The sequence below is a fragment of the Xanthobacter sp. 91 genome (assembly GCF_000702385.1).
GTDB lineage: Bacteria > Pseudomonadota > Alphaproteobacteria > Rhizobiales > Xanthobacteraceae > Xanthobacter > Xanthobacter aminoxidans.
Genome location: NZ_JNIB01000001.1, coordinates 4,777,848 through 4,792,691, shown reverse-complemented (window position 1 = coordinate 4,792,691; position 14,844 = coordinate 4,777,848). Strand labels below are relative to the sequence as shown.

13 protein-coding genes are annotated in these 14,844 nt (G+C 70.1%); 3 read left to right on the top strand and 10 right to left on the bottom strand.

Going from position 1 to position 14,844, the window contains the following annotated elements; genetic code table 11:
* Window positions 1-67 precede the first annotated feature (67 nt).
* Entirely contained in the window at window positions 68-4,438 is a 4,371-nt protein-coding gene (locus A37E_RS0122360; protein ID WP_029558650.1) for a hypothetical protein, read from the bottom strand.
* A 382-nt stretch (window positions 4,439-4,820) separates the two neighbouring features.
* Here A37E_RS0122360 and A37E_RS0122355 point away from each other — a divergent pair, with 382 nt between their 5' ends.
* A complete protein-coding gene (locus tag A37E_RS0122355) occupies window positions 4,821-5,141 on the top strand; it encodes a 2Fe-2S iron-sulfur cluster-binding protein (protein ID WP_024278889.1) in 321 nt (106 codons plus the stop codon).
* A gap of 31 nt (window positions 5,142-5,172) precedes the next feature.
* Here A37E_RS0122355 and A37E_RS0122350 read toward each other — a convergent pair whose 3' ends face one another.
* Window positions 5,173-5,721, bottom strand: coding sequence for an SH3 domain-containing protein (locus tag A37E_RS0122350; protein WP_024278890.1), 549 nt, complete (start codon window positions 5,719-5,721; stop codon window positions 5,173-5,175).
* Window positions 5,722-5,877: 156 nt separating this feature from the next.
* Here A37E_RS0122350 and A37E_RS0122345 point away from each other — a divergent pair, with 156 nt between their 5' ends.
* Complete coding sequence (locus tag A37E_RS0122345) at window positions 5,878-6,879, top strand: D-glycerate dehydrogenase (protein WP_024278891.1); 1,002 nt, start codon at window positions 5,878-5,880, stop codon at window positions 6,877-6,879.
* 12 nt (window positions 6,880-6,891) lie between these two features.
* Here A37E_RS0122345 and A37E_RS0122340 read toward each other — a convergent pair whose 3' ends face one another.
* The 8 genes from A37E_RS0122340 to A37E_RS0122305 all read right to left on the bottom strand — a co-directional run bounded on the left by A37E_RS0122340 (window position 6,892) and on the right by A37E_RS0122305 (window position 13,485).
* Entirely contained in the window at window positions 6,892-7,839 is a 948-nt protein-coding gene (locus A37E_RS0122340; protein ID WP_051679263.1) for a glycosyltransferase domain-containing protein, read from the bottom strand.
* A gap of 3 nt (window positions 7,840-7,842) precedes the next feature.
* Entirely contained in the window at window positions 7,843-8,661 is an 819-nt protein-coding gene (locus A37E_RS0122335) for a HesA/MoeB/ThiF family protein (protein ID WP_081837731.1), read from the bottom strand.
* Between the two features lie 33 nt (window positions 8,662-8,694).
* Complete coding sequence (locus A37E_RS0122330; protein WP_029558647.1) at window positions 8,695-9,291, bottom strand: DsbE family thiol:disulfide interchange protein; 597 nt, start codon at window positions 9,289-9,291, stop codon at window positions 8,695-8,697.
* Window positions 9,288-9,458 (bottom strand): heme exporter protein CcmD, encoded by a 171-nt coding sequence (gene ccmD / locus A37E_RS0122325; protein ID WP_029558646.1) that lies wholly within the window; start codon window positions 9,456-9,458, stop codon window positions 9,288-9,290. The genes A37E_RS0122330 and ccmD overlap by 4 nt, the downstream gene beginning before the upstream one ends.
* Before the next feature lie 10 nt (window positions 9,459-9,468).
* Window positions 9,469-10,200 (bottom strand): heme ABC transporter permease, encoded by a 732-nt coding sequence (locus tag A37E_RS0122320; RefSeq protein ID WP_029558645.1) that lies wholly within the window; start codon window positions 10,198-10,200, stop codon window positions 9,469-9,471.
* A gap of 77 nt (window positions 10,201-10,277) precedes the next feature.
* On the bottom strand, window positions 10,278-11,468 hold the full coding sequence (locus A37E_RS0122315) for an ABC transporter permease (protein ID WP_038193546.1): 1,191 nt from the start codon (window positions 11,466-11,468) through the stop codon (window positions 10,278-10,280).
* Window positions 11,465-12,439 (bottom strand): ABC transporter ATP-binding protein, encoded by a 975-nt coding sequence (locus A37E_RS0122310; RefSeq protein ID WP_051679262.1) that lies wholly within the window; start codon window positions 12,437-12,439, stop codon window positions 11,465-11,467. The genes A37E_RS0122315 and A37E_RS0122310 overlap by 4 nt, the downstream gene beginning before the upstream one ends.
* On the bottom strand, window positions 12,436-13,485 hold the full coding sequence (locus A37E_RS0122305) for a polyprenyl synthetase family protein (RefSeq protein ID WP_051679261.1): 1,050 nt from the start codon (window positions 13,483-13,485) through the stop codon (window positions 12,436-12,438). The genes A37E_RS0122310 and A37E_RS0122305 overlap by 4 nt, the downstream gene beginning before the upstream one ends.
* A 225-nt stretch (window positions 13,486-13,710) precedes the next feature.
* Here A37E_RS0122305 and fni point away from each other — a divergent pair, with 225 nt between their 5' ends.
* Window positions 13,711-14,742, top strand: coding sequence for a type 2 isopentenyl-diphosphate Delta-isomerase (fni, locus tag A37E_RS0122300; protein WP_029558640.1), 1,032 nt, complete (start codon window positions 13,711-13,713; stop codon window positions 14,740-14,742).
* Window positions 14,743-14,844: the final 102 nt, after the last annotated feature.

Below are 14,844 nucleotides of genomic sequence, written 5' to 3'. Positions count from 1 at the left end.
GGGGGCTTTGGCCCGGCGCGGTCCTTGTTGCGTCCGGCCTCGTCGACGAGACCCGATCCGTCCTGCCTCAGTCGAGGCGCCCGGAGGCGTGGGCGAGCATGGTGTAGACCTTGCCCGTGTCGGAGGTGAGGTAGGTGCGCGCCAGCGTGCTGCCGCGATCGTCGCCGGACACCTGATCGATGAGCCGCTCGAATTCGGCGACGTAGCGATCGACGGTCTCGCGGAAGCCTGCATCGGCGCGGTAGCGGCGCTTCAGGGCGTCGAAGGTCTGCTGGCCCTGCAGGGTGTAGAGCCGGCGGGAGAAGACATGGCTCTCGCCGTTATTGTGGCGGTCCCACATCTCCACGGCTGCCTGATGATCCACCATGCGGGCGATGTCGGCGGAGAGGTCGTCGAGGCTCTCCGGGGCCGCCACGGGGGCGGGGGCCGCCGGGCGGGAGCGCGGCGTGTCTTCATTGAGCTCGCCGGAGGCGCGGGCGAGAAGCTCGGTCAGCCAGCTGTCGCGTTCCTCGCCGTTGGTCTCGGTGCGGGCGGCGGGCCGGGAAGCGGGACGCTCGGCCGGTTCAGCGCGGCGGTTGGCGGGGGCACGGCGCAGCTCCGACTGGAGCAGGCTTGCGCCTTCGCTGCGGGCCGGCTCGGAACGGCCGGTCTCGCTGCGGCTGATGTCGGCGCGGGTCAGCTCCTGCCGGCCGATATCTTGCCGGCCGGTATCCTGGCGGCTCGCCTCGGCGCGGGCCGGCTCGGAGCGCTGGAGTTCCGAGCGGGGACTCTCGGCGCGGGGCTCGCGCTCGGGGCGGCTGCGCAGGGCGGAGGGGGCCTCACGCGATGCCTCGCGGGAGGCGCGGGCCGTCTCCTGCTGCGCGGCGCGGGCGGACGCTTCCACCACATCAAGGGCCTGACCCTGCCGGGCGACGATCTCGTTGAGCTCGGCCAGGGCCTTGATCTGCTCGGCGACCGCGCGGCGCATGGTGGCGGCGCTCGCCTCGGTCTCCGCGGGCAGTTCGAGGATGCCGCGCTTCATCTCCTCGCGGGCGAGGGTGATGGCCTGCTGCACATCCTCGGCCACCCGCTTGAGATCGGTGGCGACGGCGGTGAAGCGGTTGCCCGTCTCGCCGAAGAGGGTGTGCACGTCGTTGAGCGCCACCTCGTAGGTTTCGCGCAGGGCTGCGGCGGAACGCTCGCGCTCGGCGTCGGCAGCCGTGCGGACCAGCGCGAGCTGCTGCGCGACCGCCTCCGTGGAGCCGGATGTGGCCGCCGCGATGACGCTGGCGATCTCGCTGGCCTGCTTCTGGGAGGCCGAATAGGTCTCGTCGAGCATGGTGTGGAAGGCGGCAAGGCGGCTCTCCACGTCTCCGACCCGCTGGGCGAGGGAGCGGGCGAGCTGCTCCATCGCTTCGCGACGCGCAGCGAGGGTGCTGTCCACCTGGTCGTGGGTGGAGGCGAGCGTCTGGGTCGCCTCGTCCATGAGACGGCGGTTTTGTTCGAGCCGCTCGGACAGGGAGGACATCTGGGCCAGCGCGGTGGTCGAGACTTCCTTGAGCGAGCCGATCTGGGACTGGAAGCGCTCGGCAGTGGCGTCGGCGCTCAGGGCGATACCGGAGACGGCGCCGCCGAAGCTCTCCACCTGGCGGGCGAAGGTGCCCGCGAATGCGTCGAGGTGGGACACAGCCTGGGTGAGGGCGCCCTGGAAGGTGGAGTTGGCATCATCGAGGCGCTCGATGATGACGCCCACGTCCGTGCGCAGGGCGCTGTTGGTGGCGGTGATCTCCGACACGGCGCGCTGGCTGGTGCGCTCCAGCGCGGACAGGAAGGTGCCGTTCTTGTCGTCGATGAGATGGGCGATCTCGGTCAGGCGGGTGCCGAGGCTATCCGCCACCTTCTCCGAATGCTCGGTGAGGGTACGGCTGACGTTGCTCGACAGCGTGGTGAGCGAGCGCTCCACTTCGCTCGCCTCGGCACGCAGCGAGCCGGAGACGGTTTCGATGCGGCCGACAAGGGCGTCGGCGATGGCGGTGCCCCGCACTTCCAGCGACGTGGCGACGCCATCGAGGCGGCCGAGCACCAGCTCCTCGATGCGATGGACGCGGCCGTCGAGCACGGAGGCGATCTCCTGCGCCCGGACGCCGATATTGCGGTTCACCGCATCGGCACGGTCGGTGAGCACCTCGCCCAGCGCCTTGGAGCGGGTGGCGAAGAAGTTCTCCAGCGTCTCCACCGACTTGTCGAGGGACTCGGTGGCGTTCTTCGTGCCCTCGGCGATGGTGCGCGCGAAGTTGACCGTGCGGGTCGCGAGCGTCTCGGTCAGGCTCTGGGCGCGCTGGTCCAGCGTCTGCTCGATGCGCGAGAAGCGCTGGTCCATGATGGTCGCCACCGTGTCCGTGGTGGCGGACAGGCGCTCGTCCAGCGTCGAGGTGGCGAGACGCAGGTTCTCGTTCACCAGCGCCACCCGGTGGGTGATCTGGTCCACCAGCTCGGGGGCGTGCACCTTCACCGTGGTGTCGAAGTTCTTCACGCCGTCCTGCATGGCGCGGGCAAGGTGGGCGGCATCATGCTGCATGCGGTCGGCGAGCTCGGCGCCGCGCACGGTGATGGTCTCCTCCATCGCCTTGAGGCGGGCGGTGAGCATTTCCTTGATGGCGTCGCTCTTGGTGCCGATGGTCGCCACCAGGATGTCGGCGGTCTCGCGGAACTGTTCGGTCACCTTGGAGCCGCGGGCGCCGATGGCCTGCGTGACCTCGGTGGCGACCCGCGACAGGCGCTCGGTCATGTCCTCGCCGGCACCGTTGAGGGACGCGGTGACCTCGTTGCCCTTGTCCACGAGCGCCGTGACCACCTGGTTGCTGGAGCGGTCGAGCGAGGAGGTGATGCGCTCGCCGGTCTCGGACAGGCGCTGCTGGAGATCCTCGCCGCGCACCGCGACCGCCTCGTAGATGCGGTTGCCGGTGGCTTCGATGCGGTCGGCGAGATCGGTGCCGCGCACGGCCAGCGTCTCGGCGACACGCTCGCCGGTCTCCTCGAGCTTGCGGACGAGTTCGCCGCCGCGGGTGGAGAATTCCACCACCGCGCTCTCGCTGGTGGCGCGGAAGGCGGAGTTCACCTCGGCCACGCGCACGTCGATGTCGTCGGCGAAGCGGCCGACGTTTTCGGCCAGCGTGTCCGTGATGCCCTGCTTGAGGCGGTCGATGTTGTTGTTCACCTCGTCGCCCCAGCGCTCGACCAGCTGCGACACGTCGGTGGTGGTGGCGAGCAGGTTGGAGGCGAGGTCGTCGGTGCGCGACCGCAGGGTCTCCACCAGCAGGTCGCCGGATTCGGACAGATCCTGCCGGATGTCGGAGCCGGTGAGCTGGAGGCGGTCGATCAGCTCGCCGCCCTTGGCGGTGAGGCTGTCGATCATGCTGTCGCCGACGCGGGCGAGGGCGGCGGTGATGTGCTCGCCCTTCTGGCCGAGGATCTCGGTGACCTGCTCGCTCGCTTCCATCATGGTGGTGTGGATGCGCGAGGCGACGTCCTTCACCTCGCTGGAGAGCACGGTCTCGGCGGCGATGATGCCCTCGCGCAGGCGCTCGGTCTCGATCTGGATGTTGTGGCGTTCGGCCTGCAGGTCGTCGATCAGCGTGCGGATGCGCGTCTCGTTCTCCTCATAGGCGCGTTCCAGGGTGGCGACCTCGGCGCGCACCATAGATTCCAGCTCACCGGCGCGGGCGACGGCGCGGTCCATGCCGTCGCCCATGGCGGCGACCTCGCGGCGCACCGCCTGACCGACGGTGACAACGCTTTCCGTGGCAATGGATTCCGGCTGGGCGAGGCGCAGGGCGACCTCGGTCATGGAGCGGGCGATGCCCTGCAGTTCCAGGGACCGGCGCACGATGCTGGCCATGCCGAAGAAGGCGAGCGGGGGAATGAGGATGCCGGCGAAGATGCCGAGCAGGGCCGGGGAGTCGCCGAGCGACTGGAGCCCGTTCGAGCTTGCCATCAGGCTATGATGGACGGTGTATGCGAAGATGATGCCGATGACGATCCACACGAGCGAGGCGCCCGTCGCCCAGTAGAAGGGCACGACCGGTGCCTTCTTCTGCAACTGGCCGAGAAGCTGGCCGATGGGCTGGCGGTCGTCGTTGGCGGCGCGGCGCTCGGCTTCGCTGCGGGGGCGGGGCGCGCCCTCGCGGCGGCCGCCGTCGACGCGAACTTCGCCACCCTCGGGGGGACGCGGCCGGCGGTTGATGGGGCGGCCTTCACGCTGCGGTCCGGGACCGGAGAGAACACGTTCGGGCGCGGGCGGTCGATCCAGCGGGGTCCCGCGATCAGGCGGCAGGGGCGCCTCGCCCCCCTTGGCCGCAGCCGCATTGGCCTCGGCATTGTCGAGCTCGAGCGTCAGAGCCTCCTGGATGGCCGACAGAGCCGCCTCGGTCGGGTCCTGGATCTTCTTCGGGTTCTTCATCTCGCTGTCGCCTCTGCCCGCTTTCGGTGCCCCGGCGTGATGCCGCCCAAGGCTCCGATACCCGTACACGCCCCGTCATCCGGCCATGCCGGACGAAGATGGTTTACCGTTTCTTATCCTAGACAGGCCGCGGCTCCGTTTGAACCGCCCCGGCCGCATTAATGAAGATATCGTTAATATCGAGCGGCTTGGCTTGGGCTTGGCCATTCGGTTCGCACGGGCGGGACGCGCGACAATCGGCGCCCACGCTGGTGCGGCGCGAGGCAAGCCGCTATAGCCAGTGGCCGGAAAGCGGCCCCGCCGCGGCCATCAGGCCGGGGTGCGCGAGCCGTCCGATCAAGCCACCGCCGCCTGCGCGGCGGAAGCCGGGAAGCGACAATCTATGGTTGCCATTACCTTTATCGAACACACGGGCGCGGTCCACAAGGTGGATGGACCGGAAGGTGCTACCGCCATGGAGACGGCGGTGCGCAATGGCGTTCCCGGCATCGTCGCGGAATGCGGCGGCGCCTGTGCCTGCGCCACCTGCCACGTCTATGTGGATGAAGCCTGGATGGACAAGGTCGGCCAGCCCTCCGAGATGGAGGAGGGGATGCTCGATTTTGCAACCGACCTTCGCCCCACCTCCCGCCTCTCCTGCCAGATCAAGCTGACGGCGGCGCTGGACGGGCTGGTGCTGCACACGCCCGAGACGCAGGGCTGAAATCCGGGAGGCTGGGGGAGGGAAGCTCCCCTCAGTCCACCTTCTCGCCGGGATAGACGCCGAACAGCTGGTTCTGCTGCACATAGCCGTCGAAGCCGTCGCCGGTGATGCGGCAGAACTTGCCGTCGCAGGTCTTCACCACGCCGAGCACGCTCGGCTCGAGCTTGGCCACGACCTTGGCGTCGGCATCGGCCGAGCCGCGCAGGGGCACGGTCTCGCCCTTCAGCCAGGGGGCGACGAGGGCGGTCCGCCGCAGCGACAGCATGGAGTGGTACACCCATCCCTCCGCGCCGTCGGCATCGCGGATGCGGCGCCACGTCTCATATTCGGCGGTCACCTCCACCGGCAGGCCGGCGCGGTTGAACACCCAGGCCACATCCTGATCCCGGTTCGGTCCGTTGCGGACGTTCACCTTGTCGGCCTTGAGCGAGACGAAGCGGGGAACCGGCAGGCCGGAGGTGCCGGGCTCGGCGGCGACTGCACCCGCAGCCGTTCCCACCATCATCGCCGCCGCAAGGGCCAGGGCTTTCACCGACCGGCTGTCGAGGCTTCGCTTCAGATGAGTTCGCTTTGCGGGCATGATGGGATCGTCCTTTCGCATCGCACCTAACCGACCGGAGGGGTGCGCCGACGTGGCGGGCACGTCAAGGCCCTGCGTCCCGGCGCGCCTTGTGTTTCCCCGGCTGTCTGATAGACGGGACCAGAACCGTTAAGAAATGGGGAATGGGGAGTAACGATGGTGCGTCGCAAGCCCCTCGTCGTTGTCACGCGCAAGCTGCCCGACTCGGTCGAGACGCGGATGCGCGAGCTTTTCGATGCCAGACTGAACATCGACGACGTGCCCATGGATCAGGCCGCGCTGGTGGAGGCGGTCAAGACCGCGGACGTGCTCGTGCCGACTCTGACCGACCGCATCGATACGTCGGTGCTCTCGCAGGCTGGGGAAAACCTGCGGCTGATCGCCTCCTTCTCCAACGGCGTCGACCACATCGACGTCGCCAGCGCGCTGAATCGGGGCATCACCGTCACCAACACGCCCGGCGTCCTCACCGAGGACACCGCGGACATGACCATGGCGCTGATCCTCTCCGTGCCGCGGCGCCTCGCCGAAGGCGCTCAGGCGATGATTGCGGACAAGGAAGAGTGGACCGGCTGGTCGCCCACCTGGATGCTCGGCCGGCGGATCTGGGGCAAGCGCCTCGGCATCATCGGCATGGGTCGCATCGGCCAGGCGGTGGCGCGGCGCGCCAAGGCATTTGGCCTGCAGATTCATTACCATAACCGCCGCCGCCTCAATTCCGGCATCGAGGAAATGCTCGACGCCACCTATTGGGACAGCCTCGACCAGATGCTGGCGCGCATGGACATCGTGTCCGTGAACTGCCCGCACACCCCCGCGACCTACCACCTGCTCTCCGCCCGTCGTCTTAAGCTCTTGAAGCCAGACGCTTATGTGGTGAACACGGCGCGCGGCGAGGTGATCGACGAGAACGCCTTGACCCGCCTGCTGGAAGCCGGCGAGATCGCCGGTGCGGGGCTCGACGTGTTCGAGCACGAGCCGGCGGTGAATCCCAAGCTGGTGCGCCTCGCCCGGCAGGGAAAAGTCGTGCTTCTCCCGCACCTTGGCTCGGCGACCCTCGAGGGCCGCGTGGACATGGGTGAGAAGGTCATCGTCAACATCAAGACCTTCATGGACGGCCACCGTCCGCCGGATCGCGTGCTGCCGGCGATGCTCTGAGGCGGAAACGCCTCAGCTCCGGCTGCGGCCGGAAAGCCGGCTCACGAGACGCGCGAGCCGGCTGACAGGCCCCGATGTCGGTGACGTTCGGGGGCCATTCGGTACGGGTATCGGCGGGTTCGGGGCGGATTCAGTCCCGACCTTGGTCGACGCATCGGATTGCGCCTGCTCCAGAGCCGCGATCCGCGCCTCCAGCGCCGCACGGTCGCGCCGCCAGTCGTCGGCCAGCAGAGCGGCTGGTATCTGACTATGGGTGGGCGAGAAGGGGAAGGCCCCGCGGTCGCGCGCCTCCGTCACCGGCCAGCGGTGGAACCACGATCCCAGGTTGTCCACCTCGAATCGCGCCACCTCCAGCCCCGACCGCCCCAGCGCGTAGGTGCTGGAGAGCTGATCCCTGCGGGAGTAGCGCAGCACCTGCGCGAGCCACAGGCGCATGGCGGCGATGACCTCCGGATCGTGGTGGCGCCGCAGGAGGATGGCGGACCAGAAGGGCACGGCTTCCAGCCCTGCCGGGTCTGTCATCACGTAATGGTTCAGCTGCTCCAGCACCCGCCCGCCATCGTCGAGGCCCATGCGCAGGACCTCCATGAATTCGTCGCGGACGCTGGCGCGGAAGCTGTGCCCCGGCATGGCCGCAGCCACCCCATCGCTCAGGTAGCGCGCGATCACCTCTTCCGGCGGCGCCGTCAGGATGACGCTGTTGTCGATGTAGAGGGAGACGTCGTAGCCCGGCAGCAGATCGTGCGGGGAGAGCTTGACGATGCGCTGGCTGCGCACCGGGTCGAGCGGGAAGGCCGGGACGTAGGGCACCAGCTGCCACGAGGCGCTGGTGAGGGTCGGATCATCGGTGAAGCAGAGGAAGTCGAGGCCGGAGGCCGCCGCCATGGGCTGCTCGTTCAACGCCTCGTAGCCGCCGATCAGGCAGGTATAGACGCACGCGCGACCGGAGCCCTCCGCCATGCCTCAGGCCGCCGCGCTGCGCTTGTGCGCGGAGAGGTCGGTGATGCGCGCGCCTTCGCCCGTCAGCGGGTTTTCCGGGTCCCAGCCATAGCTCAGCGTCTCGAAGCGCATGGAGCGCGCGTCGATCATCAGCAGGCGCCCCACCAGCGGATCACCGAACCCGACGATGGCGCGGAGCGCCTCCAGGGCCGCGAGCGATCCGGCGACCCCGGCCAGCGCGCCCAGCACCCCGGCCTCGGCGCAGGCAGGGACTGTTCCGGCCGGCGGCGGCTCGGGAAACAGGCAGCGATAGGTGGGATTGGGGGTGCCATCCGGCCCCGTCTCGTGGGCGCGGATGGTGGTGACGGTGGCATCGAAGGCGCCCAGCGCGGCGGTGACGAGCGGCTTCCTCGCCAGCACGCAGGCATCCGAGACCAGATAGCGGGTGGAGAAATTGTCCGAACCGTCCACCACCAGATCGGCCTGGGAGATGAAGTCCAATGCGTTGCCGGCATCGATCCGCACCGGATGCGTCACCAGCTCCACATGGGGGTTGAGGGCGGCCACCGCGTCGCGGGCGCTGTCGGTCTTCAGCCGGTCGATGTCCTGCGTGCGGTGGATCACCTGCCGCTGGAGATTGGACAGGGAGACGACATCGTCCTCCACCAGGATCAGCCGACCGACCCCGGCCGCCGCCAGATAGAGCAGCACCGGCGCGCCGAGCCCGCCCGCGCCGATCACCAGCACGGTCGCGGCCTTCAGCTTCTGTTGGCCCGGTCCACCCACGTCGTGCAGCACGATGTGGCGGGCGTAGCGCTCGATCTCTTCGGGAGAGAAGGCCATCTCTAATCCTCGGGCGACGCCTCGGCTGATGCCTCAGCCGCCGGAGAGGCGTGCCATCATCGGCAGGAGCGTGTTGCTCACCGCCTCGGGGGTCAGCGGCCCCACGAACTTGTGGACGATGGTGCCGTCCTTCGACACCACGAAGGTCTCCGGCACGCCGTAGACGCCCCATTCTATGGCCGCGCGCCCCTTGGGGTCGACCCCCACCGCCTTGTAGGGCAGGCCGAACTGGCCGAGGAAGCGGCGGGCATTGTCCGGCGCGTCCTTGTAGTTGATGCCGACGAGGCTGAAGCGCGGGTCCTTGCCGAGCTGCATCAGGATAGGATGCTCCTCGCGGCAGGGGCCGCACCAGGAGGCCCACACGTTCACCAGCGCCGGCTTGCCGCCCAGCGCGGCGAGATCGATGCCGGGCAGCGGCGCGCCGTCCGGCCCCTTCAGGCCTTCCAGCGGCGGCAGGGAGACGACGGGCGCCTTCTTGCCCACCAGCGCGGAGGGAATGCGCGAGGGATCGCCGCCGGTCTCCAGGCGAGAGAAGAACAGGCCGGCCAGCGCCAGGAACACCACCAGCGGCAGCGCCACCAGCCACAGGCGGCGGCGCGGGCGGGCGGGGGTGATGACGGGATCGCTCATTCCGCCTCTCCCGTGCGATTGGCCCTGCGGCGGCCGACGCCGCGCGCTTCCAGCTCCGACAGGGTGCGCCGCTGGCTGCGATAGTCCAGCACCAGCCAGAGGGCGAGCAGCCCGAGGCCGAGGAGGGAGACGCCGTAGGATGCGGCGATGAAGACGGTATGGGTCATGCGCGGGGGCTCAGGCCATGGCTTCCGCGGCCGCGCGGGCCTCCAGCGCCTGCACGCGGCGGCGGAGGATTTCCGTGCGCATGCCGAGCATGTGCAAAGCGATGAACACCAGCGTGAAGCCGATGGCGCAGATGAGCAGCGGCCACAGCAGGCTGGAATCGATGGTCGAGCCGCCCATGCGGAACACCGAGGCCGGCTGGTGCAGGGTGTTCCACCAGTCCACGGAGAACTTCACGATGGGCACGTTGATGAAGCCCACCAGCGTGAGCACGGCTGCCGCACGGCCGGCGCGGTTGGGATCGTCGATGGCCGCGCGCAGCGCCATCAGGCCGAGATAGAGCAGCAGCAGCACCAGCATGGAGGTGAGGCGGGCATCCCACACCCAGTAGGTGCCCCACATGGGCCGGCCCCACAGGGCGCCGGTGATGAGGCACAGAGCGGTGAAGGTGGCCCCCACGGGCCCGGCGGCCTTGTGCGCCACATCGGCCAAAGGGTGCCGCCAGACCAGGATGCCGATGGAGGAGGCGGCCATCATGGAATAGCCAAACATCCCGAGCCAAGCGAACGGGACATGGATGTACATGATCCGCACCGTCTCGCCCTGCTGGTAGTCGGGCGGCGCCTGGAAGGCGAGGTAGAAGCCGATTGCAAGCGTCACCACCGCCGCGGCGGCGATCCAGGGCAGGATGCGCGCGGACAGGCTGAGGAAGCGGACCGGATTGGCAAGGTCGAGGATCGCCATGAAGGCGTTCTAGTGTGCGCGGGCGCCGGATGGAAGCGCAGACGGTGTTCAGGATTTCGTGTCGCAGGGGCGAGACTTCAGGCCAGCCGGACCTGACGGCGGATGAACCAGAGGGTGACGGCGGCGCCGGCAGCGGCCCAGCCGAGGAGGATCAGGAGGGAGGGCGCCAGCGTCGCTATGCCCTCGCCGCGCCAGAGCGCCCCCTGAAACGCCTCGATGCCCCAGGCCGTGGGGGTGAGAATCCCCGCATGCTGGAGCCATTCGGGCATGAGGAAGCGCGGCACCATGCTGCCGCCCACGGCCGAGAGCAGCAGGACCGCGAAGGTGGAGAGCGTCTGCGCCTGCTGCCGCGTACGGGAGACTGCCGCGAGCGGCAAGGCGACGCCGGCGGCAGCGGCCGAGGCGGCGACGGCGACGGCCGCGAAGGTCCAGAAATTCACGAACACGTTCACGCCATAGACGATCTGCGCCACCGTGAAGAGCACCGCCGAAAGCGCAAGCCCCTGGAGAATCAGGAAGGCGAGCTTGCCCCCCACCAGCGCCAGCACGCCGCCGCGGCTCATGACGATGCGGTCGAACACGCCGGAGCGGCGTTCATCCACCAGGCTGCCGGCGCCCTGCACCGCCGAGAACAGCAGGAACAGCATGGCGATGGCCCCGGCATAATAGCTCACGCCCGGCTCGGAGCGGCGTCGGGTGAGCGGCTGGCGCTCCATCAGCTCGGCGCCGCCGCCCGCGACCAGCTCCGGCGCGCGAGCGATGGATTGCTCCAGCCGTGATGTCTGGTCCTCGGAGAAGGCGCCCACCAGCACCTGGATCTGCGCCGCCACGCGGCGGATGGCGAGGCCGGGGAGATCGTCCGTGAACACCCGCTGGATGCGCGCCGAGAGCAGCGCCGCGGCCACATTGCGGGCGGGATCGGTGATGACGAGCAGCGGCGGCTTGTCGGTGGCGGCGGCCACGTCGCCCCGCACCACCAGCCCCACGTCGGCGCGCCCGTCGGCCACCCGGGCGCGGACCTCCTCGGGAGTCACGAGCACGAGATCGTTGTCGCCGGCGTGGCCGAGCGCGGTGAGAAAGGCCGTGGCCGATGGCGCGTCGGTGGCGCGCGCCGCTGCGATCTTGATGACCGAGGTTTCGCCCCCGGTGCCAGCGAACACCGCGGCGAACAGGATGAACAGCACCGGCGGCAGCACGAACGTCATCATCAGCGCGCCGCGGTCGCGCATCAGGGTCAGCGCCATGGCCCGGACGATGGCGCCGATCATGGATGGCCGCTCCCGGTCACGTCGGCATAGAGGGCATCGAGCCCCGCCGCTTCGAAAGCGATGGTGCGCGGCACGAGGCCGGCTACCTTGAGCGCGGCGATGAGCCCGCCCGCACCTTCCGGCGTATCGGAGACGACGCCGCTGAAGGAGGTACCGCCTTCATCGCCGGTCAGCCCGCGCAGGGCGAGCACTTGCCGGCCGTTCGGCGAGGGGGGCGTGGCGAAGGTCACGGCGGCGCGCCGCTGGTTGGGGAAGCGCGCGGCGATGAGGGCGGCGAGCCGCCCTTCCAGCGCGATCCGCCCCTCGGAGAGGATGGCGACACGCTCGGCCACCTCTTCGGCGAAGGCGAAATCGTGGGTGATGACGAGAACGCCGAGCCCGTCCGCCGCCAGCCGCTGCACCAGCGCGGCGAGGTCGGCGCGGGCGGGGGCGTCGACGCCCACGGTCGGCTCGTCCAGCACCAGCAGGCGCGGATTTCCGACGAGGGCGGCCGCCACGTTGGCGCGGCGCTGCCAGCCGCCGGAGAGCCGGTCGATGCGCTCGTTGGCGCGCTCCTCGATGCCGGTGCGGGCCATCACCCGCGCGACGCAGGCGGCAACGTCCGTGCGGCGGACGCCGGCGAGGCGGGCGAAGACGGCGAGATTTTCGGCGATGGTGAGCGCGCGGTAGAGGGCGATGTCCTGGGGGGCGAGGCCGATGCGGGCGCGGGCCTCACCCTCGGCGGCGGGGATGCCGCAGATGCGGATCACGCCCGTGCGCGGCGGGATGCGCCCGCAGATGGCGCGGACTAAGGTGCTCTTGCCGGCGCCGTTGGGGCCGACGAGGGCCGTGACCGTTCCTGCGCACAGCACGAGGTCCACGCCAGCCAGCACCGTGCGCGCGCCATAGCCTGCGGTGAGGCCGAGAATGGCGAGGGGAGGTGCCGGGCTTTCGTCTTTCGGGTCGTCGTAATGGTGGGCGGCGGCGCTCACGGCGCCAGCGGCCCCATCAGTTCACCGAAGGCAGCGGTCATGAAGTCTCGCAGGGGCTGCTGGCCCTCCTTGTTGGGCCCCAGTTCTTTAGAGGCTGCGAGCGCCCCCGCCAAGTGCTCCGACAACAGCTTGCGCGCGCGTGGCGCGCCGAGGGAGGCGATGACCGTCGCCTTGTTGGCGTCCTTGCCCACATCCTTGCCCAGCGCCGCGGCCGAGCCCGCGTTGTCGAGGATGTCGTCGAGGATCTGGTAGGCGCTGCCCACATGGCCGGCGAGCGCCCGGAGGTGGCCGGCCTGCGCCTCGTCCGCCGCAGCGGCGCGGCCGGCGATCTCCACCGCGGCGGAGAACAGGACGCCGGTCTTGCGGCGGTTCACGTCCTCGGTGGCGGCGAGGGAGCGGCCGGGGCTGGGGCGCAAATCGTCATACTGGCCGCCGCACAGGCCGAGGGAGCCCACCGCCTTCGAGAGGATACACACGGCGTCGAGCCGGACATGATCGCTCGTCCCCGCCGCCGCGCCGGCCACGCCGAGGGCGCGGGACAGGAGCGCCACCGCCGCCAGTACGGCGACATCCTCGCCATACTGGACATGGGTGGTCGGCTGGGCCCGGCGCACCATGGCGTCGTCCATGCACGGCAGGTCGTCGATGATGAGGGACGACGCGTGGATCATCTCCAGCGCGCAGCCGAAATCCAGCACCGCATGTTCGGAGGCGTCGAGCTGCATGGCCGCCGCCATGGTGAGCAGCGGGCGCAGCCGCTTGCCGGGCGCCAGCAGGATGTGCCGCATGGCGGCGTGCAGCACGGCCGGATGGGACGCGGCCGGGGGCACCAGAAGCCCGAGCCGGCGGTCCACCACGGCGCGTAGATAGGAGAGGTCGCGGGAGCGGGGCGGGAAGTCCGGCAGGGCGGTATCGAGGGCGTGCGCGGCCTCCATGTCCGGCGCCGCCGCGGCGAGCACGACACTGCCGGCAGCCGCCGACAGCGCTTCCCGCGAGGCCGTCGCCGAAGCATCGGTCCGCCGGTCTCGTCCGCCCTTCTGCCCCATACGCCCCCTCACTCTGTTCTTGGCCGCGCTCTTGGCCACCTTGGGCGACCATCCCCCTGCAACAGGCACATACGTTGCCTTGAATGACTTTAGATCACCGCTTACACAATGATGCCAGTGCGTGCGTTCCGCCGCGTCGCACATTTTGCCGGCGTGTGGCGCCAGCGCCGCGGCGCGGAATGCGCGACGCCAAAAGGCATGGACTTAAGGAACGCCGGGAGAGGCATGGACGAGAACGCAGCCGGTCGCCGCAAGGAAGACCATATCGACATCGTTCTCTCCGGCGATCGCGTGGCCTCCCGCGTGGATGCGGGATTCGACCGCTGGCGCTTCGTCCACTGCGCGCTGCCGGAGCTGAGCCTCGATGCGGTGGACCTCTCCACCAGCCTGCTCGGCCGCCGGCTGAAGGCGCCGCTCCTCATCTCCGCCATGACCGGCGGGCCGGCGCGCTCCGAGGCCATCAACGCGCATCTGGCCGAGGCGGCGCAGGCGCTGGGCATCGCCCTCGGCGTCGGCTCGCAGCGCATTGCGGTGGAGACCGGCGCGGCCGGAGGACTCGGCGGCGAACTGCGCAAGCGGGCGCCAGATGTTCTGCTTCTTGCCAATCTCGGCGCCGCGCAGCTCCTCGCCGCCGATGGCCGCGACCATGCCCGCCGCGCGGTGGACATGATCGGCGCGGATGCGCTCGTCATCCACCTCAATCCCTTGCAGGAAGCCATTCAGGAAGGCGGCGACCGCGACTGGCGCGGCGTGCTCCACGCCATCGCCGGCTTGTGCACGTACCTGCATGTGCCGGTCGTGGTGAAGGAAGTGGGCTTCGGCCTCTCCGCCCCCGTCGCGCGCCGGCTGGTGAAGTGCGGGGTGGCCGCGCTGGATGTCGCGGGGGCCGGCGGCACCAATTGGGCGCTGGTGGAAGGCGCGCGCGGCACCGGCCGCACGCAGGCGCTGGCCGCCGCCTTCGCCGGCTGGGGCATTCCCACCGCCGATGCGGTGGTCGAGGTGCGCGCGGCGCTGCCGGATGTGCCGATCATCGCGTCCGGCGGCATCCGCGACGGCGTGGACGCCGCCAAGGCCATCCGCCTCGGCGCCGATCTCGTCGGGCAGGCGGCGGCGACGCTGAAGGCGGCCGTCACCTCCACCGAGGCGGTCGTCGCCCATTTCGAGCTGCTCGCGGAGCAGTTGCGTATCGCGGCTTTCGCGGCGGGGGCCGGCAGCCTCGCGGACCTGCGGGCGGTGCCGCTGGTGGAGGCGCGCTGAAGCGACCGTTCTGCGTCGTCCTCCGGCTCGACCGGAGGACCCATGGCGCCGTTTACCCGGCCGCCGAAGGCTTGCCCCTGCGGAGGAATGGGCCCTCCGGTC

Bases quoted from the DNA above. Each gene is read 5' to 3' on its own strand.
- A37E_RS0122320 (WP_029558645.1), bottom strand. From the start codon at position 10,200: ATGGCGATCCTCGACCTTGCCAATCCGGTCCGCTTCCTCAGCCTGTCC.
- A37E_RS0122360 (WP_029558650.1), bottom strand. From the start codon at position 4,438: ATGAAGAACCCGAAGAAGATCCAGGACCCGACCGAGGCGGCTCTGTCG.
- A37E_RS0122345 (WP_024278891.1), top strand. From the start codon at position 5,878: ATGGTGCGTCGCAAGCCCCTCGTCGTTGTCACGCGCAAGCTGCCCGAC.
- A37E_RS0122340 (WP_051679263.1), bottom strand. From the start codon at position 7,839: ATGGCGGAGGGCTCCGGTCGCGCGTGCGTCTATACCTGCCTGATCGGC.
- ccmD (WP_029558646.1), bottom strand. From the start codon at position 9,458: ATGACCCATACCGTCTTCATCGCCGCATCCTACGGCGTCTCCCTCCTC.
- A37E_RS0122335 (WP_081837731.1), bottom strand. From the start codon at position 8,661: ATGGCCTTCTCTCCCGAAGAGATCGAGCGCTACGCCCGCCACATCGTG.
- fni (WP_029558640.1), top strand. From the start codon at position 13,711: ATGGACGAGAACGCAGCCGGTCGCCGCAAGGAAGACCATATCGACATC.
- A37E_RS0122315 (WP_038193546.1), bottom strand. From the start codon at position 11,468: ATGATCGGCGCCATCGTCCGGGCCATGGCGCTGACCCTGATGCGCGAC.
- A37E_RS0122305 (WP_051679261.1), bottom strand. From the start codon at position 13,485: ATGGGGCAGAAGGGCGGACGAGACCGGCGGACCGATGCTTCGGCGACG.
- A37E_RS0122330 (WP_029558647.1), bottom strand. From the start codon at position 9,291: ATGAGCGATCCCGTCATCACCCCCGCCCGCCCGCGCCGCCGCCTGTGG.
- A37E_RS0122355 (WP_024278889.1), top strand. From the start codon at position 4,821: ATGGTTGCCATTACCTTTATCGAACACACGGGCGCGGTCCACAAGGTG.
- A37E_RS0122350 (WP_024278890.1), bottom strand. From the start codon at position 5,721: ATGCCCGCAAAGCGAACTCATCTGAAGCGAAGCCTCGACAGCCGGTCG.